Genomic DNA, 21180 nt, shown 5'->3' on the forward strand with positions numbered 1-21180 from the left:
TCCCAAGATAATTAACAGCTTTCACCAGATATATTGGTATCAATAGTGTATCCTGATAGTAATACTACCAAAGAACTTTGTATATTACCCGAAAGTACTATTTATAGAAAATAGGCATTACCCAAAGGTACTATTTATAGGGTATGGGTATTACCCGAAAGTATTATTTATAGGAAACAGGCATTACCCAAAAGTATTATCTTGCACATACGGCGGCATATTCAGCACTGGCCTGGCTTTTTTGAATAAATATCCTGTGAAAATAACCCATCTACGCAGTCATGAAACAAGACGAGAAATACAAAGGGGATGCCGCGAACTTTTTCACAGCATCCCCTGAAAACATCTCTCCGGATATCAGCTCTTTATGCTGGCGATAGCCGAGAGTACAATCAAGTTGACGATCAAGCTGTACAGCCAACCGATGAAATCCTTGCTCAGAGCACCATCGAACGCCGGAACAATGTTGCCCAGGAAGACGACTGCAAGCCATACAATCAGGATGACCAGACCACTCACCTTCTTCAAGGATCCAGGCAACGCGGAAACAAACAGAGGAAGCAACTGGAGGAGGCCCGCCACCAGAATGATCACCGCAAGAACCATCTGGAGGAACCGGAGGTCTCCCTTGAACAAGTCATATACCTGTGAAACAGCGCTTGCCTTTTCCTGCAAACCAAGAATTCCCAAAATCAAGAACAGAACCCCCACCAGAATCTGTAATACCAGTGGATTGTTCATATTCTTCGTGACATCTGCCTTTCCTTTCGCCATTGCTACCTTCCTTTGGCCAGAATCCCTTCCCGGCCTGCACATTCTTTATACCTACGCCGGACTAAGCCAGCGGTATAAGCATAGATACAGGTTCCTCGTAAGGATGGACGCCTTTCACTGCCGCCAAAGCAGCATCCGCATGAACTTCGGAAACAATGAACTCGATGCGCCATTCCTTCACACTCACAGGCTTTCCTTTCTGTCCCAGATATGGAGAGCTTCCTTCTCCGGGGATGAACTGCCCTCTCCCGCACGTCTCCCAGCAGCAGCCGGAATAGTCTCCGATGCGTCCCGCACCTGCGGAAAAAGCAGCTTCCTTCACTTTGTCCAAGGCTTCCTCCGGGACATAACATACCAGCAGGAACATAACGTCCTCCTTCTCTTGAATAGACGTGCGCCTCCCCCTATCATACACTACATATGATGAATATGATAAGCTTTGTAGTTTTCCTGGGCAATCCGGGAAAAGAATACGAACGGACACGCCATAACGCAGGATGGATGGCGGCATCTCTCATTGGGGACGCCGGAGACCCCATTTCATGGCCAAAGAAGTTCCATGGAAGGTGGACGACCCTGCGTATCGGCAACCACCCCGTCCGGCTCCTCCAGCCTCTTACCTATATGAATGAAAGCGGTCGGTCGGTAGCGGAGGCTCTGACCTTTTTCTCCCTTTCCCCACAAGACATCCTGGTAGTCCACGATGATATCGAGTTGCCCTTCGGTATGGTTGTCCTCCAGCAAGGTGGTGGCCTCCAAGGACACAACGGACTCAAGTCAATCGCCCAGGCACTATCTTCACCGGAGTTCGGACGCCTGCGGCTGGGCATAGGCAGACCAGCGCATGGAAGCGTCTCATCTTTCGTCACTTCACGCTTTTCCCGTGAGGAGGAAATCATCCTCCCCCTCATCCTTTCCCGCTCCTGCGAATGTATCATGAAAGCATGTACGACGGGGATGCCGCCCGAACCTTTACGCATTAGCCTTCCATAATTGATGGTTTTGTGAAGTGAAAACCATGCTATAATCCCTTCACGACAAGGAACCGCAACAGGAGGCTATGAGACGCATGGTTAACAGGAAGAATGACGAACAACACGAGGATTTACAAAACAGCCCGGAGAGAAGTACAGATACACGTCGGAACTCCGGTATGTACCGAGACTTTCGCATTGCGGCACAGGCACGAACACCCTTGCATTTATTCAGTCCTGTCTTTGTTTACACGAATGATCCTCTGGAGTTCCGTCGCCAGGCACTGGACATCTCCACAAGATACAACCAGATTCACAAAGATTCGGGCATGTATCTTTCCGCGGCTCGTCTGTACATGTCGGCTTTGATTAACCTGATGTATCAGGCGGTCATCTCAAATTATATCCATGAAGCAGACCATGACCTGTTCTCGCGCATGGTTCCCTTCTTGTCGAAGAATCAGGACGGCATGGTCGTCCTTGATTTTTATGCCGAGGAGTTCCCTTCCCCCCAGCTTGCTGACATGAAACCTCCCCGGAATTTCTATTTGGAGGAAACCAGCAGAGGTTTTTTTGTCCACCAGATTCTGACCGACAACCCTGCCTTGGTCAAAGCCATCAAGCCCCTCATCGCTCCGGAAGGCATTGTCTTTCCCGAAGCTACCCAGGCGATGGCTGCCCTGATCGGCGGCATTTCGCAAAGCTCCCCATCAGTCAAGAACCGTGACATCGACTTGTTCACCTTTCTCACCACCCCGGCGCGGCTTCATCCTGATTCCCTGTCAAAGCAGGTGACTTACATACTTGATGCCTGGAAGGATCTTCTTCCGGAAGAACTCCGGACGCTCGGACTGCGGGGACTCGACTATATACATGAAGAAGAGCATCCTCACCCGGTCGGTCCCGGACAATCATCCGTACCGGATTACTTTTCGCCTCTTCGCCACATCCAAGGGGAGATTGAGGCTTTTTCCCAAGACAGAAACTGGATGCCCAATGTCGTGATGATTGCAAAAAGCACTTTGGTCTGGCTCGACCAGCTCTCCAAGTCATATGGACGACCAATCACCACCCTTGACGCCATCCCCGACCAAGAGCTGGATCTTTTTGCCCGGCGCGGCTTCACCGCCCTGTGGCTGATCGGACTCTGGGAAAGAAGCTCAGCGTCAAGAAGGATCAAACATATCTGCGGGAATCCGGAAGCCGAGGCATCAGCCTATTCCCTGAAAAACTACGACATAGCTTCATCCATAGGGGGATGGCAGGCCCTGGAGAACCTGTCCGGCAGATGTCGGACCAGGGGAATCCGACTGGCAAGCGACATGGTTCCCAACCATACCGGAATAGACAGCGGCTGGGTCATCTCCCAACCGTCCTATTTCATCTCCCAGGACTATCCTCCCTTTCCTTCGTATACCTATGAAGGGGAAGATCTCTCCCCTGACCCGACCGTTGAAATCAAGATAGAGGATCACTATTTTGACAGAACCGATGCCGCGGTGACTTTCCGCAGGAAGGACAAGCGCACAGGGGAGACACAATATATCTTCCATGGTAACGATGGGACATCGATGCCCTGGAATGACACTGCTCAGATTGATTTCCTCAATCCTGAAGCACGGGAAGCTGTCATCCAACAAATCATGCATGTCGCCCGGTCGTTCCCCATCATACGTTTTGATGCCGCCATGACCCTGGCGCGCAAGCATATCCAACGGCTTTGGTATCCTGTGCCCGGACACGGAGGCGACATAGCAGGGCGTGCCGACCATGCGATGGATCAGCAGGCTTTTGACTCGGCCATGCCCCAGGAATTCTGGCGCGAGGTGGTTGACCGCATGGCTGTGGAGTTGCCGGATACCCTTCTCCTTGCCGAGGCATTCTGGATGATGGAAGGGTATTTTGTGAGAACCCTTGGCATGCACCGTGTGTATAACAGTGCCTTCATGAACATGCTGAAGAATGAAAACAACAAGCAGTACAAGGATACCATAAAGAACACCATCCTCTTTGACCCGGAGATTCTCAAGAGGTATGTGAACTTCATGAACAATCCCGATGAGGACACGGCGATTGCCCAGTTCGGCGACGGTGACAAGTACTTGGGTGTCTGTACGCTTCTTGCCACCATGCCCGGACTGCCCATGATCGGACATGGCCAGATTGAAGGATACCGGGAAAAATATGGCATGGAATTCCGCCGGGCTTATTGGGACGAGCGCCCTGACATGAACCTTATCGCCGCTCATGAAAAGCGGATATTCCCCCTGTTGAAGATGCGGCGTTATTTCTCCGGCGTGGAGAGGTTCCAGATTTTCGATATGATGGACAACGGTTCCGTACAGGAGTCGGTGTTCGCCTATGTCAACGGGGATCATTCCGCCATGACGCTGGTAGTGTACAACAACCAGTATCAGGGAGTGTCTGGCATCATTTCCAAAGCCTCTCCCCGCTTGTACAAATATGGGGATGGCTCGCGCCAGACAGCTTCGACCACGCTTGCGGACGCCCTGGGGCTGACTATGGGAGGCCGGCATTTCTTGCTCTACAGGAATTTCCAGGATGGTTTGACGTACATGGTTCCTTCACTGAGAGTCTTCGATGAAGGCATGTGGTTCTCCCTCTCCGGCTACCAAGCAGTGATTTTGCTCGATCTGAGGGAAGTGGAAGATACCGACGGAGCCTACGAAAAGCTCCACGACATGCTGGGAGGACGCGGGACAGAGGACATTGACAAGGAGCTTGCCTTCCTCCGCCTCGCACCGGTATACAAGACCATGGAGCCGCTGCGCGACCGGAAAGTCATGGATGCCTTGAGTGATCTCAGCAAAGGGATGTTGAAGAAAAAAGAGGAACGGGCACTGCTTCTTTATTTGGGAGAAGCATACGCACGCATCACAGCCGTAGAGGAAAGTCTTTCCCCAGCCGCCAGAAGCGTGTTGCCCACGAGACCTCATGACGTGTCCGCGCAATCTGTCCTGTCCTTCATCCAGGATTTGTCCGCCTTTTTCGCCTCCCCGAAAATCTCCGTATTCGCTTCAGGGGGGACGATACGGGAGGAATATCCGCTCGTCATGGCTACCGCGCTTTTCCTTCTTCCTTTCATTTCACCGGACATTCCGGTGGATACCGCAATGGAATACGCCGACAGGCTCATGCTCGACCGCTTCTTCCGTTCCGCCCTTCCTGCGTCCGGCATTGATGCCGACACTGTCCGCAGGCTCTGTCATGAAGGGGCTTTGTTTGCCTCTGTCCGCAGCGGGACATCCTGGCTGTATCCCGCGGGATATTCAGCCTCCAGTGTCCTGATGACTTTGCTGGAGTCCTCATCTTTCCGCAATCTTGTCGGATGCAATGACTACCAGGGAGTGAGCTGGTACCGCAAGGAATTTTTCCAGGATGCCTTGTTCACCGTCATCGTGGCAACTGCTCATGCGCTGGAAGAAAAAGATGGTCCTGACGCGGAAGTCCTGCTGGCCGATCTGCTGGAAAAGGAAAGACACGCAGGGTATCAGGTGGCCGGTTTGTTCTCGTGAGGTTCGTGAATTGACTTTGGATTTTTCATGGTATACTCTTTACCCATGAAAACATGGATAAGTTATACGGCAGCCATGCTGATGGGGCTGGCTGCAACATTACTTTTCGGGGATTCGGCTTTTTTCGCACAAGCGGCCGCTTCTGTCGTCGTTGTCCTCATTGGCGCCGGTTTCATCCTCCTTGTGCCTTTCGTTTTCGTGGCTTTCTCCGCAGGAACAGCATCTCTGCGCAAGAATCGGAAAGGATGGTCACTTGCATGGACCACTATTCTCTGGTCGCTTGCCCTGACGGTTCTTTTACCTTTGGTTGGCTCGGTCATATTCCATTTGTTCCCTGTCGTATTCCCTGTCACGTCCACAGCAGGGGTTCCCGTAAAGGGATTGTCCGCGTCCCTGGGTCAGATATTCATGCCGTATCTGTCAGGCTACAATCCTCTTGTCCTGCTTGCCGCCATGGCACTGGCGTTGACGCTCGGATATTTCCTCCGGCCTGATGCCGATGTGATTCGTCCCGCCTATGCGGTGACGAATTCGTTCAGCGAGGTTTTCTTCCGGTTCGCGCGGGGGCTTTCCGCCGCTGGTTTCGTCTTGGTGTTCTTTTTCTCCGTCCATTGGTTCGTATCCCTGTACAGGGACGGAACTGTCTTTATAGCAGGTCGCTTCCTCTTGCTCGTCTGCGGAGGAACCGCCATTGTTTTGTGTGGCATAGTACCCTTGGTTTATGGTGTCGCCACGGGTTTCAGACGAAACCCTTACAGGGCTCTCTATCGTTTGATTGCGCCCGCTTTGATGGCATTGTTCAGCGGAAGCATCTATTTCTCATGGCCGGTTCTGATGTCGGCGTCCCGTCATAATAACGGCGTCCAGAAAAGAATTGTCGGCACGGCGGCTCCTCTTTACATTTTCCTTGGTCGCGGCGGAACGGCATTCATGGCTACCTTGACCGCTACCGCCCTGCTGTATGCCGCTACCGGTTCATTGCCCGCCTTCGGAATCATTGTTGCTGTCGCGGGTGCCTCCATGCTTGTTTCTTTTGCCAGTGCCTTCCATCCCGGCTTTGAGCTGATGGCGGCAGTCCTTCTGGTCTTCAGATTCCATGGCATCAATCTTTATGGTGGAGAAGCCACCCTTCTGGCGTTCCTGCCTCTGCTCAATGGCATGGGGCTTTTGCTGGATGTCGTGATAGCCGGTCTTGGCCAGGATGTCACTTCGGCGCACATGAAGACTGCGGTCACGGTGGACTACAGGGACATAACGTAAATGAGCAACGCCATGAGGACTGCGCTGCTGGTCGTTCAGATCATCATCGCGGTCGTCCTCTTGTCTGTCATAGGGTATACGGTTTCTCGTCTGTATGCAGACGACTCCCTCCTTCTCCTTTCTCCCGTGATGCAGGAAAACAGTAGGTTGAGCCTGTTGTTGAATGTCTTCATGCCTTCCGTCCTGCATATAGTAGCGTCCGTCATAGCCGCCGGACTCCTGCGCTATCACTATCGTTCACAGACAGGTATTGAAGCCCAGATTCTGCCAGTTCTGTTACTGGCATCCACCATTGGCTACGTAGTGCTTCTGCCTTGGTTCTCCTTTGTATCCAAGCAGGTCGCCCTGTCCGCGCCAGTCATTTCGGCCATTTACCATTTTTCCCAAATCTTCATTGCCCTCGGCTATGCCGGATGCGCACTGATGCATAACTCGGCGTTGGAGCTGAACCTGAACCGCTACATGTTTTCCATCTTCGTTTTTTCTGTCTTTGGGGTCAGTATCGCCCCGATCACGTCAAATTCTCTCGTGGAACCTGTAATCTCACATATGCCCAACAACATGTTCTCCATTGCTGTCCTTGCCATCGAAATCATTGCCATCGTAGCTTTCACCATTGGCCTGATAAAGGAAAGCAACAAACATGAACGTATGAGGTATCTTGCCTTCATCCTGATGACTGTCGGCTCCAGTTTCCTGTGTAATTACTTTTCCGTAGCCTTCAACATAGCGGGAATCATCTTCTTCGTGACCGGCGCATTCTTCTTGGTCTTCTTGACAAGGACATATCAGGTGTGGACATGAAAAGGGTGCGTTATTGTTTCCATACTCTTGCATAACATACGCTTAAAATCTAATTACTGAACAATATTAACATCTAAAATCGTCAAATAACCCGAAAGTATTATATGGTTTTCTCTGCTTTTCATGCAAAATAATACCTTTGGGTAATAGCCTTCTATTGTCAGCACGTCTATACTGACGCCAATTGTCAACCCTGCATGGTTGACTACGTGTGACGTTTTTTCAAGGAAAAAGGGGCAAACATGAGAGAGAGAGAGAGAGAGAGAGAGAGAGAGAGAGAGAGAGAGAGAGAGAGAGTCTGAGAGAGCTGCATATGAACAAATTTAGCAGACCAGTCTTTATAGTTCTTACAACCATTCTGATACTACTTGTCGCCCTTGTTTCATGCGACAGCAAGCTGAATGTTTCAAATACCAATGCAGTGCGCTTCTCCACGGAAATCGGACGCAAGGTCACGGCAAATTCCGAATGGCAAGCCGATGATGAAGTCGGCATTTACATGCTGGAACATGGTACTGGCACGGCAGCTACTACTGCCCCAGAACGTGCAAACAGACACTACACGGCTGACATGGACTCCCAGGCATCCGGTTTCTCTCCTGTTGATAATGCCAACACCTTGAAGTGGAATGACATTGCCGATAATGCCGACGACACGTTCGACTTCATCTCCTACTATCCGTGGGCGTACCTAAATCATAACGAAACTGGTGCCGGTACGACATCCTTCTATGACACTGATACCCTGTACATAGATATCAACCGGGACAGGGGGACACATGAACAGGATACTGGAAAGGCCGATGTCCTGTGGGGACGCACCGACAATGTACAGAACAATACCTCAACAGTACGGCTGAAGCTTGACCATATGCTCTCCCGCCTGATTGTCAACATAACCCCAAGCACGACCGTTGATGCTGTGGCCATCAATGATGCCACCGCATTTGTGGCTACGGTCAAAGGCTTGGACAACATAACCACGATGAACCTGGATGACGGTTCTTTGGCTGATGTATCCGGTCTCGCTGCGCCTATTGCAATGAAGGACATTTCCGACACCCTTACTCAATCTGAAAGGGATGAGGGCAAGAGGCGGTTCGAGGCTGTGCTGATACCTGTGGGCAACACTTTAGCCTTGGCCAACGTGAGCCTGGAGTTTGTCCTGACCGGTGGTGCTAGAGCTGGTACATACACATGGATAGCGAATTCCGTAGCGACCTCTGATCAAGGCAAGATTCACTTTGACAAAGGCAAGCAACATGTCTACAACATGACGCTCAATACGTCTGATGATGAAGTCGCCGTCGCCGCCATTGAGCTTGAGATAAAGGACTGGGATGCCGGGGACGGCATAAACGCACCTGCTGTCAAGGTGGGCATCAAGTCAGTCGCTGTCGGACATAATCACATGATGATCCTGAAGACGGACGGCACACTTTGGGCGACTGGAGACGGCCAGTATGGTGCGCTAGGTCTCAACAGCACGGAGGCCAAAATCAAGCCCGTGAAGGTCACGACTACGTACACGGGCTCTGATCTGCCCCCTGTCAAGGCTGTCTCCGCCGGGACTTTCTACACGATGATTGTGGATACGGACGGAAAACTCTGGGGGACCGGAGGCAACGAATATGGTCACTTGGGTATCGGCGATACGGGCACCAATAAATTCACATTCGTTGAGGTCACGTCCATAGGCACTAATTTCAAATCTGTCTCCGCCGGAAACTTCCGTATGATGGTCGTGACGAATGATGATGAACTCTTGGCGATTGGAGAAAACTCTTATGGTCAACTGGGAGTCGGCGATGCCGTTAACAAAGACACGTTCACGGAGGTCATGGCTGAGAATGGTGTTGACGACATGACTGATGTCGCGTCAGTCTCCCTCGGAACTTACTATACGATGATAGTGAGAAGCAACGGGGATCTTTGGGCTGTAGGACGGAACGAGAGCCAGACACTAGGTGTCGGCAGCACTCAAGACCCCATAACCACGCCTATGCCGGTCTGGGATTCTCTCGATGGTTCCGTGAAAATGACTGGTGTCACGTCAGTTTCCATCGGAGACTTCCACGCCATGATTCTGAAAGATGGGGATCTCTGGACGGTAGGATATAGCAGTTATGGTCAACTGGGTCTCGGCGTTGTGCAGTATCAAAGAACGCCCGCGAAGGTTATGGATGATGTCAAGGCCGTCTCTACCGGAGTCTCCCACACGATGATTCTGAAGACGGACGGCACGCTCTGGGCGACTGGACGCAACCAGCATGGTCAACTGGGTGTCGGTGATAACCTAAACAAAAACACGCCCGTGCCGGTCACGTCCATGGGAAATCAGGTCGCGGCTGTCTTCGCCGGAGGCAATTCTACGATAATCCTGAAGAAGGATGGGACGCTTTGGGCGACTGGATTGAACAATAGAGGTCAACTGGGTGACGGCACTACGGCCAACAAAAACACGCCCGTGCAGGTAATTCTCTGAGCAAGGCATGAAAAAGTACCGGCGCACACGCCGACCGACTGACAGGTCGTTCTGGTGCGCCGGTCGCTTCTTCCTGACTCTCCCCATGACCACCATCACCTGCATGGGGAAGAGAACAGGAAGATTTACAGAAAACAGGAAAGCGCGTAGAATCAGATTCTACCGGTTTTACAGTGGCTTCGTCGCCTCGGCAAGCCATGTCGGATCATCGACCAAAGCATGGAGTTTCTCGTAGACCATGGCATGATAGGCGTCAATCTGGGCTCGCTCCTTGTCGGTAATCAAGGTCATGTCAATCAGCTTCCTTTCATAAGGACAGAGCGTCAGCGTCTCGAATTTCAAGAACTCCCCGAACTCGGTAGTCTCATGCACGGCCACTGCCTCCAGGTTCTCGATGCGCACGCCATGCTTGCCTTCACGGTAAATGCCCGGCTCATTGCTCGTCACCATACCCGGAACCATGGCGACAGCTATGGGCTTGCTGCTGATCTTCTGGGGGCCTTCATGGACATTCAACCTATGACCGACGCCATGTCCTGTTCCATGAAAGAAAGTCAGCCCCTGCTCCCAGAGAAACTGACGGGCAAGGATATCAAGCTGGTATCCACTTGTTCCCGTGGGGAATATGGCACGGGCAAGGGCAAGATGGCCCTTCAACACCAAAGTATAATCCTTCTTCTCCTCATCCGTTGGCGTTCCGAACAGGAGAGTGCGTGTCACATCAGTCATTCCGAACTCGTACATGCCACCAGTGTCCAAGACCAGCAGACCGTTTCCTTTTATGGGAGATGAACCAACGGATGATGCGGAATAATGCGGCAATGCCCCATGAGGCCCGAATCCTGCGATAGGGCCAAAGGAATCTCCCAGGCATCCCGGATTGCGAAGCCTCTGGGCAGCCAGGAGCTGGGTAAGCTCATATTCATTGTATTGGTTCTTCACGGCATCCAGGGAAGATATGAAATTGACCAGAGCCACGCCGTCATAGAGATGTGATTTCCTCATGCCTTCCAGTTCCGTCTCATTCTTTGCAGCCTTGAAGTCCGTGGTCGGCTCACGGCCTTCCCGCACCTCGACTCCATCGGCAAGTGCCTGATAGAGAAGCATGTTGGTTTTCTCCGGATTGATGAACACGACATCTCCTACGGCTATGCGGTCGGCAATGACGGTGGGCGCCTCATCATAAGGACGCACATGCATATCATGAGACACAGAGGCGAGGATGTCGGGTGAGAACCTCCGGGGAGACGTGAAAAGCCACGCTTCCTTGTGACCTATGATCATATATGACAAAAACACCGGGTTGTATTCAACATCCCTTCCACGCAGGTTCAGCAACCACGCTATGTCATCAAGGGACGAAAGGAGGAAATAAGACGCTCCCTGCCGTCTCATGAAATCACGAACCCGTGCCAGCTTGGAGGAACGACTCTCCCCTGAAATGGACAGGGGAAGCTCGACCACAGGAGTCTGAGGAACAGCAGGCCGGTCGCCCCAGACTTCATTAAGATAATCCGCCGTTGCTTTCAGGCGGATACCCTTGCCGGAGAACTGCCCTTCCATGGCACGATGGACGCCCACCATCAGTGTATCAGCGGAAATGCCGACGATTCCTCCCGGCGGCACGTTCATCATCAGCCATTCATTTGGTTCGGGAACGCCAGGAGCCTCCTGCTTCATGAGAAGCCATGATGTTCCGGCGACCTGTTCCGCTCCCTGGATATAATACCGGGAATCGACCCACAGGAGAGCTTTGTCATGAGTAATGATCGCAGTCCCAGCACTGCCTGTGAACCCGGTAGCCCATTCCCGTGTCCGCCAGCGGGGACAGACATATTCACTCTGATGCGGATCCGTACCATTTATGATCCATGCGTCCAGCCCGTCTTCCTTCATCCTGCCACGAATCGCGGCTATCCTAGTGTCTATGCTTTCCATGGTGACTCCTTGTTGTTTCTTTTTGTCGTTTCTTTGCGTCAGCCGGCACGGCATCCTGAGAAGTCTTCTTTGGAAGAAGGATGTACAGCAGGATACCACCTATGATCATGAGGAGACAGAAAATCTGCCCCAGAGAGATATTCCCGAACGATGCGAACAGCGCGGTAGGGCTTTCCGCTGCCGCGATGACGTATCCGATCCCGGCATCAGGTTCCCTGAAATATTCAATGACAAAACGGATGATGCCATAACCGATAAGGTACGCGCTCAGCAGGAACCCATTTTTGCTCGACCCGCGACGGGGACGCAGGATGAACCACAGGACGAGCCAGAGCAGTATGCCTTCTCCAAACGCTTCATAAAGCTGGGAAGGATGGCGGGGCAGATTGATCAAATCTCCACGTGCATACTCCATCCCCACGATATCCGCAACGTCCCTCACCCAGGACAACCGGGTGGACAGGCCGGGAGCATGGGGAAAGACAATGCCCCATGACTGTGTCGTCACTCGTCCCCAAAGCTCTCCGTTGATGAAGTTTCCGAGACGACCGAAGGCGTATCCCAGAGGAATGCCTGCCACAATGGTGTCAGCAACACGGAAAAAGCCGAGCCTGTGCCTCCGGCACGCAATGACCCCGCCTATGACCGCCCCCACCACACCGCCATGATAGCTCATGCCGGGCAACCCGACGAATACCCCGTTCTGCCATGGCCAGAAAATGAGCCAAGGACGGGTGAGGTACATCAGCCATTCATCGTTGTAGAAAAGAACCGAGAACACCCGTGCCCCCAGAATCAGTCCTGTGATGGCAAAAAGGAACAAATCCTGGGTCTGGGTCGTGGTAATGGCAAGCCCTCCCCGTCTGACCTGCCAGGTAAAAAGCAGATAGGTAACGGCAAACGCCACCAAGTACATCAACGCATACCACCGGACCGGAAGCCCAGGGATGATTTCAGGGTGTATCCACGAAGGGAAGTGTATATATGCAACCATGAGGGAAGTGTAAGCACATGGTATGGCACGGTCAAGGGAAAGCACGCCTCATTCATCATACCATCCACACAATCATCATGCCCCATGCTATAGTCAGTCAGCCTCTTTTATTTTATATTCACTGGTATGAAAGACATGAAAAAATATCTGTTGCACTTTTTTTTCTCTTTCGTCGTCCTTCTCGCCGCCATCCCGGCGCTTGCCGCGGGTCCAATACATGAGAGGGCTTCCTCATCTTATTACAACCCGTACTCCACAAGTTTCACTTCATCACAGAACGATGAGATCGAACAGGATATGCAGCAACTGGAGAGGCTGTACAGATACGTGGACAGCATGTATCTGAATGACATTGACCGCAATGCCGCCTATGAAGCCATGGCAAAGGCACTTCTCGCTTCCCTTGAGGATGAATATTCTTTCTATATCGGAGCCGATGAAGCCTCTGACTACATGGATGACACGACCGGAGTGTATGGGGGCATAGGTACATACATCTCAAAACCACACCCCGACAGCCGGGATTCATCAAACCCTGACGCGCTTTACATAACTATCGTGTCTCCTTTCCCCGGTTCCCCCGCAGAACGGGCAGGACTGAGATCCGGGGATCTGATTACCCACATAGACGGAAAGGATGTGGACGATCTTTCCGTTGCCCAAGCGTCCTCATCTCTGAAAGGAACTCCGGGGACGCCGGTGACCTTGACGGTGAAACGTGGAGGGAATCCTTTTGAAGTCTCCCTTATCAGGGAACAAGTTACGACTCCCTCCACGACCCATGGCATCATAGACGGGAACATCGGTTACGTGCAGATCAGCCAGTTCGTGACTTCTACCGCCAAGGATGTCGAAAAGATATTAAAGGATTTCCAGTCCAAGAAAGTCGCGGGAATCGTCATTGACCTACGCAACAACCATGGCGGCCTCGTGGACTCAGCGCTGACCATCGCGGACTTCTTCCTTCCTGACGGCAAGACAATCGTGAACCTGAACCACAAGAACAAAAGTGACGATATACGCTACATTGCCTCGGATGGCACGCTGATCCCGCAGAACGTTCCCCTTGCTCTCTTGATCAACGAAGGTTCGGCATCTTCGTCCGAAATCCTGGCCGGAGCGCTCAAGGACAATGGCCGTGCCATCCTTGTGGGGGAAACATCCTTCGGAAAAGGCGTAATGCAGTCAGTGACCACCTTCGGGAATGGCTACCTCCAGGTCACCAATGCCCGTTATCTCACTCCATCCGGAGCGGACATACACAAGAAAGGCATTGAACCGGACATCAGGGTAGAGGAACCTTCCTTCACGGAAGAAGAAGTCCTTTCCTATGAAAAATTGATGGCAGACCGGGCAATCTATGTCTTCGTAGACGCGCATCCTGACTATACGGAGGAAAATCTCCAGACCTTCGCACAGGAAAATGCGGAGTCAGGAGTCCGGAAGGAATTGCTCATCCTGCTGGTGAGGAATGAATACCTTGCACGCATACCCTACGCGGATCGTCCTATAGCTGACCTGAAGCATGATGTGACCTTGCTCAAGGCAATCGAATACATCCATTCGGGGCAATAGACACTGATGCGGATTTACAAGCTGCCCGTTTCATTTTCCGGAGAATCTTTTTTCCTGCTCTCCCCCAAGGAGAGCCGGTATCTTGTATCGGTTCTGCGCTTTCCCGAAGGCAAGACATTCTCCGGTCGCGATGCTTCCGGAACTCCTTGGCTTCTCACCTTGCAGAAAGTCGGCGCATCTTACGGGTTGCGATGCACGCCAGCCACTGAAGATGATGCAACGGAAAACGCAGCTGATGCCATGCCCCTGTACACAGGCTTCCTTCCTGCCATCCACCTCTTTCCCTGTCTTCTGAAAGGAAAGAAATTGGAAGGAGTCATCCGCCAGGCATGTGAGATGGGCGTCCGCCGCATCACGCCGGTTCACAGCGCCCATTGTGTCGCGTCCTTCGTGGACGATGAGAAACGCAATGCCGGAAAGATACAACGTTTTGAGGCTCAGGTCAGGGAAGCCGTCCAGCAGAGCGGGTCACGAATCATCACGGAGGTGACTCCTGCCATACCCTTCTCCGATATTCCCACAGCATGGGGATCTTCCGGGCCGGGGCTTTTCTTCCATCAAGGCCAGAATGACGCCTTGTCCTTTGGGCAGAGGATAGCGCTCATACGAAACCACGTCCTGGCCGGAGCCCCCCTTGCCATTGTCATTGGTCCGGAAGGTGGCCTTTCCCCGGAGGAATGTGCGCTTCTGGAAGCCAGTGGTTTCCACGGCGTTTTGTTGAAGACCAACATCCTCAGGGCAGAGACCGCGGCAATCTATGCCATCGCAGCGGCGCAATCCTTGCTGTTGGAAGCCTGATGGAAGTTGATGGAAGTTGCGTGAGGAACCCCGCGGGAACCCTTGACAACGAATGGACTGTTCTCTATAGTTGTGTACCTGACTGGAGAGATGTCCGAGCGGTCGAAGGAGGCGGTCTTGAAAACCGCAGAGGCGCAAGCCTCCGGGGGTTCGAATCCCTCTCTCTCCGCTTTTTTTACACATGGACGTAGTACGGTCATGCAGGAACTGGAGAGGTGCGAGAGCGGTCGAATCGGGCTCCCTGCTAAGGAGTTGTGCTGGTAACGGCACCGAGGGTTCGAATCCCTCCTTCTCCGAACGTTGTTTTTTGACAACATATTTGAGACCATAGCTCAGCTGGATAGAGCATCAGTTTGCGGAACTGAGGGTCGGAGGTTCGAATCCTCTTGGTCTCATCACTTTTTATGACCGGGAGAGATGTCCGAGTGGTCGAAGGAGACGGACTCGAAATCCGTTGTATCGTTTACGGTACCGAGGGTTCGAATCCCTCTCTCTCCGAATCAGGAACGTATGTACCGGTTGTTTTTATGTCCGCACTGGAGAGATGTCCGAGTGGTCGAAGGTGCACGCTTGGAAGGCGTGTGTGCTCAAAAGGCACCGAGGGTTCGAATCCCTCTCTCTCCGTTTTTCCCCAGCATGACAGATTCCGTGCTATGCGTAGTCGCCCAACCCCGTCAGGACCGGAAGGTAGCAGCGGTAAGCGACTTACCATGAGACATGGGTGATTTGTCTGCTGGGGTTTTATTTGAGCCTGTTGATTCCTGATTCACGCCGTTCCCATAAAGGCAACGACGCGAACAGACAGCCATCACTAAAATACGGAATCCATTATTTCATATTCCGTTCTATCGGACCTATCCCCATCAGATTATACTGATTTGGAGCCGACTTCCTGCTTCGCCGAGACTGGTTTCACCGTGTGATTACTCACACAGCCAGAGCCTTCCTCTCCACAGGCTGACACCGTGGAACTCACGGCGTAATCTCTTAAATTGATCGCGGCATTGACGTCGCGATCATGGCGTGCGCCACACAGGGGGCACGTCCATTCGCGCACCGACAAAGGCAGGTTTTCCACCGTATGCCCACAGGCGGAACACCGTTTGGAGCTTGGAAAGAACCTATCAACCACGACGATCATGCCGCCTCGCATATGCGCCTTGTACTCCAGGAGCCGCCGGAACTCGAAGAATCCCATGTCGGCCACGGAACGGGCCACATGCCGATTTCTCATCATGCCTGTGACATTCAGATCTTCAATACAGACGGTGTGAAACCGCGTGGTGAGATCGGTTGTCACTTTATGCAGCGCGTCGTTGCGGATATAGGAGATGCGGGCATGAAGCCGGGAGAGTTTTCTTTTCGCCTTCTCCCGGTTGCACGAACCGTGCTTCTTTCTGCTCACGCTCCGGGAGAGGCGACGAAGTCGCTTCAACAAACGTTTATGCGCCTTCGGTCCTTCCACCTTCTCTCCCGTGGACAATGTCGCCAAAGAGGAGACGCCCAAATCCACACCTACCGCGCCTTGGTTTTCGGCTTTGGGAAGATGCGAAAGATCCGGCGTATCCACCGTAATACTCACAAACCATCTGTCAGCGACACGGGAGACTGTGCCCGACATGATTTTACCCGCGAATCTGACTCGTTCGTGCATACGCACCCACCCAAGCCCTGGAATGCGGATGCGATTGTCCTTCACGGAAAACTGATCGTTAGAGATGCTGAAGCGGTCATGGACTCCTTTCTTGCGGAATTGGGGGAAACGGGCGCGTCCAGCAAAGAAATTCTTGAACGCAACGCCCAAGTGCATAATCGCCATTTGCGGAGCGTTTTTGGTGACTTCCAACATCCACGGGAAGTGTTCCCGTTTGATGGCGTTCAAGTGGCGGCGCAGGGACATTTGCGATGGTTTTGACTTGTCGGGATCACGCTTGCACTCTTCATAGAGCCGCTTCCATTCGGCCAGCGCCCAATTGTAGGCGAACCGAGCCACGCCCGAGGCGCGGGCAAAATAGGTCGCCTGCTTATTGGTCGGGTCAAGCCCGATTTTATGGGCGATCAGCATTGCGAGGACTCCACCGCTTTCTTTACTCCATCAAGCATCTTGTGAGTCTTGTGCGAACGGGAGCCATAAAGCCTGGCGGAAAACACGGTGATGATTTCCAGAACATCCTGTGCCACATCTTCCTCAAAGTTGGTGTCTTCACCCTGATTGAGAATGACGACTTCAACACTTTTCGCTTCACAGATGGCGAACACGAGCTCCGCTCCCCATCGCAACAACCGGTCGCGATGCGTGATTACCAAGCGCCCAATATGCCCGCTCATGATATCGTTAAGTAGTCGTTTGAGTCCTTCTTTGTGGTAATTCATCCCAGAACCAAAATCGCAGACAACGTCAAACGTCCACCCTTGGCGGGCGCAATACAATTCGAGAGTCTGCTTCTGTCGTTCCAAATCATTCTTTTGATCATGACTGGAAACACGGGCATAGGCGATAGTGCGCCGCTCCCCACCAAAAAGATGATACTGCTCGGGAATAAGTTTGGAAAGGTCATAACGCCTATGCCCGGAAGTCGTTCGAACAGGCGTCAGCTTTCCCGCCGCCTCCCAGCGTCGGAGCGTGGTGACGGAAACACCTAATGCCTTTGCGGCTACACCGATGCCGACAATAGTATTCATAATAGATATTATTGCATAGGTATGAGCAGATGTCAAGTCAACAGTTCAATCCCTATCCAAGACATCACTCCAATGGAGAGACTCGTATCCAAGCATAAGCCATCCTACCGTGGAAGAAAGAGCATTGGCCTCCAACATGATATTGTCAATGTCATCTAAAGTCGGCTCCCAAAAAGCAAGAAGGGTTCTTTCTTCATAGTACAGCCCGTACATCCAATCCTCAGGCTCATTCCAAACGCTCTCATAGTCAAGATAATCAAAAACAACATCAACTTCCCCGTATGTCCAGGAAACGCCCTTCTCGACCCTCTCAAAGGCATCAATTACGTTTTCACCATATGTGGAAGTCTCTATATCCTTCCCGACTGCCACAATCTTACATACTCCATACTCATCATCAACCGCTACGAAGTATTGTTCAAACAAGTCATGAGGCTTGGACGGGAAAACCGAGTACCACGTATAAACAGTACGTATCTCATCCACCTCAGGAAAGAATCCTGCATTTTCCAAGTCTTCCAGAGACATTTTCATGTCAATCCCAAAAGGCCCCGCAAACAGGACGACACACGATACCCCCAAAAACACCATCAGGACAAACAAACGTTTTTTCATTTCTCTCCCCCTGTCTTCTTGTTCCGGCGTACATTCCCCATATATAAGTAAAGATTGAATCAGTATAAGCCCTCAGTTGCCATGCTTCAAGGATGATTATTGTCCCCCTGACCACTTCGCAACGATTTTCCTTATCTTCGCTGAGTGAAAGCCTCCAGTCATCCACTCATCACAGACGAGATACCCCCATCCATGAAAATATGCTATAGTCTCGATGGGTTGGCCGTGCCGAACTGTCGGCCAGGGAGTTCATGTATATGGCATTTGAAGTAACAGCGACACGCCGCCGTCCCCAGACCTTCGAGGACATGGCCGGACAAGATTTCTTCGTCTCGACAATCAGCAACGCCATCAAGCAGAAACGCATCGCCCATGCTTATCTGTTTTCCGGGCCTCGCGGCGTCGGCAAGACATCTTCCGCCCGCATCCTGGCAAAAGCCCTGAACTGTGAACAGGGCCCCACGGCTCATCCCTGCGGCGTATGTTCCAACTGCAAGGAAATCACCGCTGGCAACAGCACGGATGTCATAGAAATTGACGGTGCAAGCAATACATCGGTTAACGACATCCGCGCCATCAAGGACGAGGTCATGTTCCCTCCCCAGAAATGCCGCTATAAAATTTACATCATCGATGAAGTCCATATGCTCTCCACCAGCGCCTTCAACGCCTTGCTGAAGACCATCGAGGAGCCGCCTGAATACATCATTTTCATATTCGCTACGACCGAGACGCAGAAAGTCCCCGCGACAATCCGCAGCCGTTGCCAGCAGTTCCACTTCCGGCTCTTTACCATGGAAACCATTGTGAAGCTCCTCACGGAGGCAGCAGCGGAAACAGATGTCCAGGCAGACCATGATGCCCTGTTGTGGATAGCCCGTGAGTCTACCGGCTCCATGCGTGACGCATACACCCTGTTCGACCAGATTGTCTCTTTCTCACATGGACATATCACTTTGGCGAGCATCCAGGACAAGCTCGGAGTCTCCGGCGTAGAAAGCCTGAACAATGTAGTCCTCTCTATTCAGGAAGGCACGACAGCACGGACGGACGACTTTCTTTCGGAACTTCTCTCCTCCGGTGTTTCAGTGGAACAGTGCGTCAGGGACTTCGCTTCATTTTTCAGGATGATACTCCTGCTCAGGCATGGTGTCACATCGGTTGATGCCTTGGGAATGAGACCAGATGCCATTCCGAAGGCCATTGTCGATTCCTATACCGACGAGCAAGCGGAAGCCGCCCTGGAGATGTTCCTTCAGGTGTACCGGGACATCCGTTATTCAGTAAACCCGAAGTTCGAGCTGGAGCTGGCAGTCAGCCGTCTTGCTCAGCTTCCCTATACCGCATCGTCCCACGCCGTGATGCAGTCATTGTCTGCCATGAAGCGGGAACTTTTGGGTCTTGCAGGCATACAACCCTCTCAGGAACCCATTGCCGCCACTACAGGGAAAGCTGGCAAGACATCACCTACGGACGGGCAGGAAAGGTTGGTCATTGAAAGACCATGGGAAAAGAAAACCCAGACAGCACCTCCGCCACGCCAGAACCAGACGCCTCCCCCGGAATCAAGCCCTCTCGAACCCAGCCCCTTTGAATCCAGTCAACCTGTATCCAAAACCTCGGAAAAACAGGAGCGTCAGCGGGAAACCATGGATTCAGATGATGTGACTCATGTGACACAACCGTTAGCTTCCCCCCAGTATTCCGAACCACTTCCCGCTACGGAGAAAGCAAAAGCATCTCCATCACTTCCCCGACCTTTCACCAAGGATGACTTCCCTGCCTTGGTGGATGCTTTTGAAAGGGCAAAGAATCCTACCCGCCTGAACCTGACGTATCTGACCGACGCATATGAGAAAAATAATAGCTTGGTTCTGGAGTTTGCCACCCGTTTCAGCGCAGACAGCATCAGCAAGGTCATTCCTTTCCTGCGCTCCGCTATCCGTTCCATCTGTGGATACGATGGGCCTGTGGAAATCATGATGCGGAGGCAGGAACAGAAAGAAGACCTGCCGACACAGATTGGACTTGATCCGATCGACCAGAAGATTGCGCGCATGTTCAATGGAAAGACGGAGACCGTCCATCAGATTGAGCTTGCGCATGGAGAAAAGGACGACGCGCAATGAACACCCTGGACAATCTCATCCAAGCATTGAGCCGTTTGCCCGGCATCGGCCCCAAGAGCGCAGCCCGCATCGGCTACCACCTGATAAAGACAAATCCCCAGTATAACAAGGAACTGGCAAAAAGCATCGGGACTATCCAGGATGTCGTTTTCCCTTGTCCTGTCTGCGGCAGCTACACGGAGATATCTCCCTGCCGGTTCTGCTCTGACTCATCGCGGGACAGAGAACTTCTTTGCGTGGTGGAACAACCGCAGGATGTAGTGACGATCAGCACGTCCGGCTCATACAACGGCCTGTACCATGTCCTTGGCGGGGCAATCAGTCCCTTGGATGGCATAGGACCGGAAGACTTGAGTTTCGATTCCTTGATGCGCCGCATTTCCGAAGGTTCCTTCCAAGAGGTCATCATAGCCACGAATCCTACCGAGGAAGGGGATACTACGGCCATGTATATCCGTCACCTGATGAAAGATTTTCCTGATATCATCCTGACACGGTTGGCTTCCGGACTGCCAATCGGCGGAGACTTGGAATATGCCGACCGCCTCACTCTCGCCCGTTCCCTCCGCGGACGCATCAAGTTCTGAAAAAAGGGGCATGTTAACATTCTTTTTTT

Annotated in this window: 16 protein-coding genes, 5 tRNA genes and 1 other RNA gene; 15 read left to right on the forward strand and 7 right to left on the reverse strand. The window is 52.2% G+C overall.

Features of this window, described 5'->3' with window-relative positions:
- Positions 1-357: 357 nt before the first annotated feature.
- Both SPICO_RS09315 and SPICO_RS09320 read right to left on the reverse strand, forming a co-directional pair.
- Positions 358-774 (reverse strand): hypothetical protein, encoded by a 417-nt coding sequence (locus tag SPICO_RS09315; protein WP_013740417.1) that lies wholly within the window; start codon positions 772-774, stop codon positions 358-360.
- A 61-nt stretch (positions 775-835) separates the two neighbouring features.
- A complete protein-coding gene (locus SPICO_RS09320; protein WP_013740418.1) occupies positions 836-1141 on the reverse strand; it encodes a YqfO family protein in 306 nt (101 codons plus the stop codon).
- A gap of 53 nt (positions 1142-1194) precedes the next feature.
- Here SPICO_RS09320 and pth point away from each other — a divergent pair, with 53 nt between their 5' ends.
- From pth to SPICO_RS09345, 5 genes are all read left to right on the forward strand, one after another.
- Positions 1195-1767 (forward strand): aminoacyl-tRNA hydrolase, encoded by a 573-nt coding sequence (pth, locus tag SPICO_RS09325; protein ID WP_013740419.1) that lies wholly within the window; start codon positions 1195-1197, stop codon positions 1765-1767.
- Between the two features lie 76 nt (positions 1768-1843).
- Complete coding sequence (locus SPICO_RS09330) at positions 1844-5284, forward strand: alpha-amylase family glycosyl hydrolase (RefSeq protein WP_013740420.1); 3441 nt, start codon at positions 1844-1846, stop codon at positions 5282-5284.
- Between the two features lie 45 nt (positions 5285-5329).
- Positions 5330-6544 (forward strand): cation:dicarboxylate symporter family transporter, encoded by a 1215-nt coding sequence (locus SPICO_RS09335; protein WP_169310086.1) that lies wholly within the window; start codon positions 5330-5332, stop codon positions 6542-6544.
- Positions 6545-6556: 12 nt separating this feature from the next.
- Positions 6557-7348, forward strand: coding sequence for a hypothetical protein (locus SPICO_RS09340; RefSeq protein WP_148229044.1), 792 nt, complete (start codon positions 6557-6559; stop codon positions 7346-7348).
- A 313-nt stretch (positions 7349-7661) separates the two neighbouring features.
- Positions 7662-9833 carry a fimbrillin family protein gene (locus tag SPICO_RS09345; protein ID WP_013740423.1) on the forward strand — a complete coding sequence of 724 codons (2172 nt, stop codon included), beginning with the start codon at positions 7662-7664 and terminating at the stop codon, positions 9831-9833.
- A gap of 168 nt (positions 9834-10001) precedes the next feature.
- Here the strand turns inward: SPICO_RS09345 and SPICO_RS09350 are convergent, their stop codons facing one another.
- Positions 10002-11771: an aminopeptidase P family protein gene (locus SPICO_RS09350; RefSeq protein ID WP_013740424.1), complete on the reverse strand. Its 1770-nt coding sequence runs from the start codon at positions 11769-11771 to the stop codon at positions 10002-10004.
- Positions 11752-12765: a prolipoprotein diacylglyceryl transferase gene (lgt, locus tag SPICO_RS09355; RefSeq protein ID WP_013740425.1), complete on the reverse strand. Its 1014-nt coding sequence runs from the start codon at positions 12763-12765 to the stop codon at positions 11752-11754. Before lgt ends, SPICO_RS09350 begins: the two co-directional genes overlap by 20 nt.
- A 135-nt stretch (positions 12766-12900) precedes the next feature.
- Between lgt and SPICO_RS09360 the strand changes: the two genes are divergently transcribed.
- From SPICO_RS09360 to ffs, 8 genes are all read left to right on the forward strand, one after another.
- Positions 12901-14340, forward strand: a complete 1440-nt coding sequence (locus SPICO_RS09360; RefSeq protein ID WP_013740426.1) for a S41 family peptidase — start codon at positions 12901-12903, stop codon at positions 14338-14340.
- A gap of 6 nt (positions 14341-14346) precedes the next feature.
- Entirely contained in the window at positions 14347-15138 is a 792-nt protein-coding gene (locus SPICO_RS09365) for an RsmE family RNA methyltransferase (protein WP_013740427.1), read from the forward strand.
- Positions 15139-15222: 84 nt separating this feature from the next.
- Positions 15223-15307, forward strand: a tRNA-Ser gene (locus SPICO_RS09370).
- Between the two features lie 40 nt (positions 15308-15347).
- Positions 15348-15434 (forward strand) — tRNA-Ser (locus tag SPICO_RS09375).
- A 25-nt stretch (positions 15435-15459) separates the two neighbouring features.
- Positions 15460-15533: transfer RNA gene (locus tag SPICO_RS09380), tRNA-Arg, on the forward strand.
- Between the two features lie 16 nt (positions 15534-15549).
- Positions 15550-15636 (forward strand) — tRNA-Ser (locus SPICO_RS09385).
- 40 nt (positions 15637-15676) lie between these two features.
- Positions 15677-15762: transfer RNA gene (locus SPICO_RS09390), tRNA-Ser, on the forward strand.
- Positions 15763-15775: 13 nt separating this feature from the next.
- An RNA gene (gene ffs, locus SPICO_RS10015) (signal recognition particle sRNA small type) lies at positions 15776-15873 on the forward strand.
- Between the two features lie 133 nt (positions 15874-16006).
- Here the strand turns inward: ffs and SPICO_RS09395 are convergent.
- The 3 genes from SPICO_RS09395 to SPICO_RS09405 are packed head-to-tail and all read right to left on the reverse strand — an operon-like array spanning position 16007 to position 18435.
- Positions 16007-17203: an RNA-guided endonuclease InsQ/TnpB family protein gene (locus SPICO_RS09395; protein WP_013740428.1), complete on the reverse strand. Its 1197-nt coding sequence runs from the start codon at positions 17201-17203 to the stop codon at positions 16007-16009.
- Positions 17197-17820 carry an IS607 family transposase gene (locus tag SPICO_RS09400; RefSeq protein ID WP_013740429.1) on the reverse strand — a complete coding sequence of 208 codons (624 nt, stop codon included), beginning with the start codon at positions 17818-17820 and terminating at the stop codon, positions 17197-17199. Before SPICO_RS09400 ends, SPICO_RS09395 begins: the two co-directional genes overlap by 7 nt.
- 45 nt (positions 17821-17865) lie before the next feature.
- Positions 17866-18435, reverse strand: a complete 570-nt coding sequence (locus tag SPICO_RS09405) for a hypothetical protein (protein WP_013740430.1) — start codon at positions 18433-18435, stop codon at positions 17866-17868.
- Positions 18436-18692: 257 nt separating this feature from the next.
- On the opposite strand from SPICO_RS09405, the gene dnaX reads away from it, so the two are divergent.
- Positions 18693-20564: a DNA polymerase III subunit gamma/tau gene (gene dnaX / locus SPICO_RS10000; protein ID WP_013740431.1), complete on the forward strand. Its 1872-nt coding sequence runs from the start codon at positions 18693-18695 to the stop codon at positions 20562-20564.
- On the forward strand, positions 20561-21151 hold the full coding sequence (gene recR, locus SPICO_RS09415) for a recombination mediator RecR (RefSeq protein WP_013740432.1): 591 nt from the start codon (positions 20561-20563) through the stop codon (positions 21149-21151). Before dnaX ends, recR begins: the two co-directional genes overlap by 4 nt.
- Positions 21152-21180: the final 29 nt, after the last annotated feature.

This window comes from Parasphaerochaeta coccoides DSM 17374, from assembly GCF_000208385.1.
In the GTDB taxonomy this organism is placed as follows: domain Bacteria; phylum Spirochaetota; class Spirochaetia; order Sphaerochaetales; family Sphaerochaetaceae; genus Parasphaerochaeta; species Parasphaerochaeta coccoides.

What these genes read in the sequence shown, in the direction of transcription:
- SPICO_RS09315 (WP_013740417.1), bottom strand. Translation starts at nt 774, where the DNA reads ATGGCGAAAGGAAAGGCAGATGTCACGAAGAATATGAACAATCCACTG.
- SPICO_RS09320 (WP_013740418.1), bottom strand. Translation starts at nt 1,141, where the DNA reads ATGTTCCTGCTGGTATGTTATGTCCCGGAGGAAGCCTTGGACAAAGTG.
- pth (WP_013740419.1), top strand. Translation starts at nt 1,195, where the DNA reads ATGATGAATATGATAAGCTTTGTAGTTTTCCTGGGCAATCCGGGAAAA.
- SPICO_RS09330 (WP_013740420.1), top strand. Translation starts at nt 1,844, where the DNA reads ATGGTTAACAGGAAGAATGACGAACAACACGAGGATTTACAAAACAGC.
- SPICO_RS09335 (WP_169310086.1), top strand. Translation starts at nt 5,330, where the DNA reads ATGAAAACATGGATAAGTTATACGGCAGCCATGCTGATGGGGCTGGCT.
- SPICO_RS09340 (WP_148229044.1), top strand. Translation starts at nt 6,557, where the DNA reads ATGAGGACTGCGCTGCTGGTCGTTCAGATCATCATCGCGGTCGTCCTC.
- SPICO_RS09345 (WP_013740423.1), top strand. Translation starts at nt 7,662, where the DNA reads ATGAACAAATTTAGCAGACCAGTCTTTATAGTTCTTACAACCATTCTG.
- SPICO_RS09350 (WP_013740424.1), bottom strand. Translation starts at nt 11,771, where the DNA reads ATGGAAAGCATAGACACTAGGATAGCCGCGATTCGTGGCAGGATGAAG.
- lgt (WP_013740425.1), bottom strand. Translation starts at nt 12,765, where the DNA reads ATGGTTGCATATATACACTTCCCTTCGTGGATACACCCTGAAATCATC.
- SPICO_RS09360 (WP_013740426.1), top strand. Translation starts at nt 12,901, where the DNA reads ATGAAAAAATATCTGTTGCACTTTTTTTTCTCTTTCGTCGTCCTTCTC.
- SPICO_RS09365 (WP_013740427.1), top strand. Translation starts at nt 14,347, where the DNA reads ATGCGGATTTACAAGCTGCCCGTTTCATTTTCCGGAGAATCTTTTTTC.
- SPICO_RS09395 (WP_013740428.1), bottom strand. Translation starts at nt 17,203, where the DNA reads ATGCTGATCGCCCATAAAATCGGGCTTGACCCGACCAATAAGCAGGCG.
- SPICO_RS09400 (WP_013740429.1), bottom strand. Translation starts at nt 17,820, where the DNA reads ATGAATACTATTGTCGGCATCGGTGTAGCCGCAAAGGCATTAGGTGTT.
- SPICO_RS09405 (WP_013740430.1), bottom strand. Translation starts at nt 18,435, where the DNA reads ATGAAAAAACGTTTGTTTGTCCTGATGGTGTTTTTGGGGGTATCGTGT.
- dnaX (WP_013740431.1), top strand. Translation starts at nt 18,693, where the DNA reads ATGGCATTTGAAGTAACAGCGACACGCCGCCGTCCCCAGACCTTCGAG.
- recR (WP_013740432.1), top strand. Translation starts at nt 20,561, where the DNA reads ATGAACACCCTGGACAATCTCATCCAAGCATTGAGCCGTTTGCCCGGC.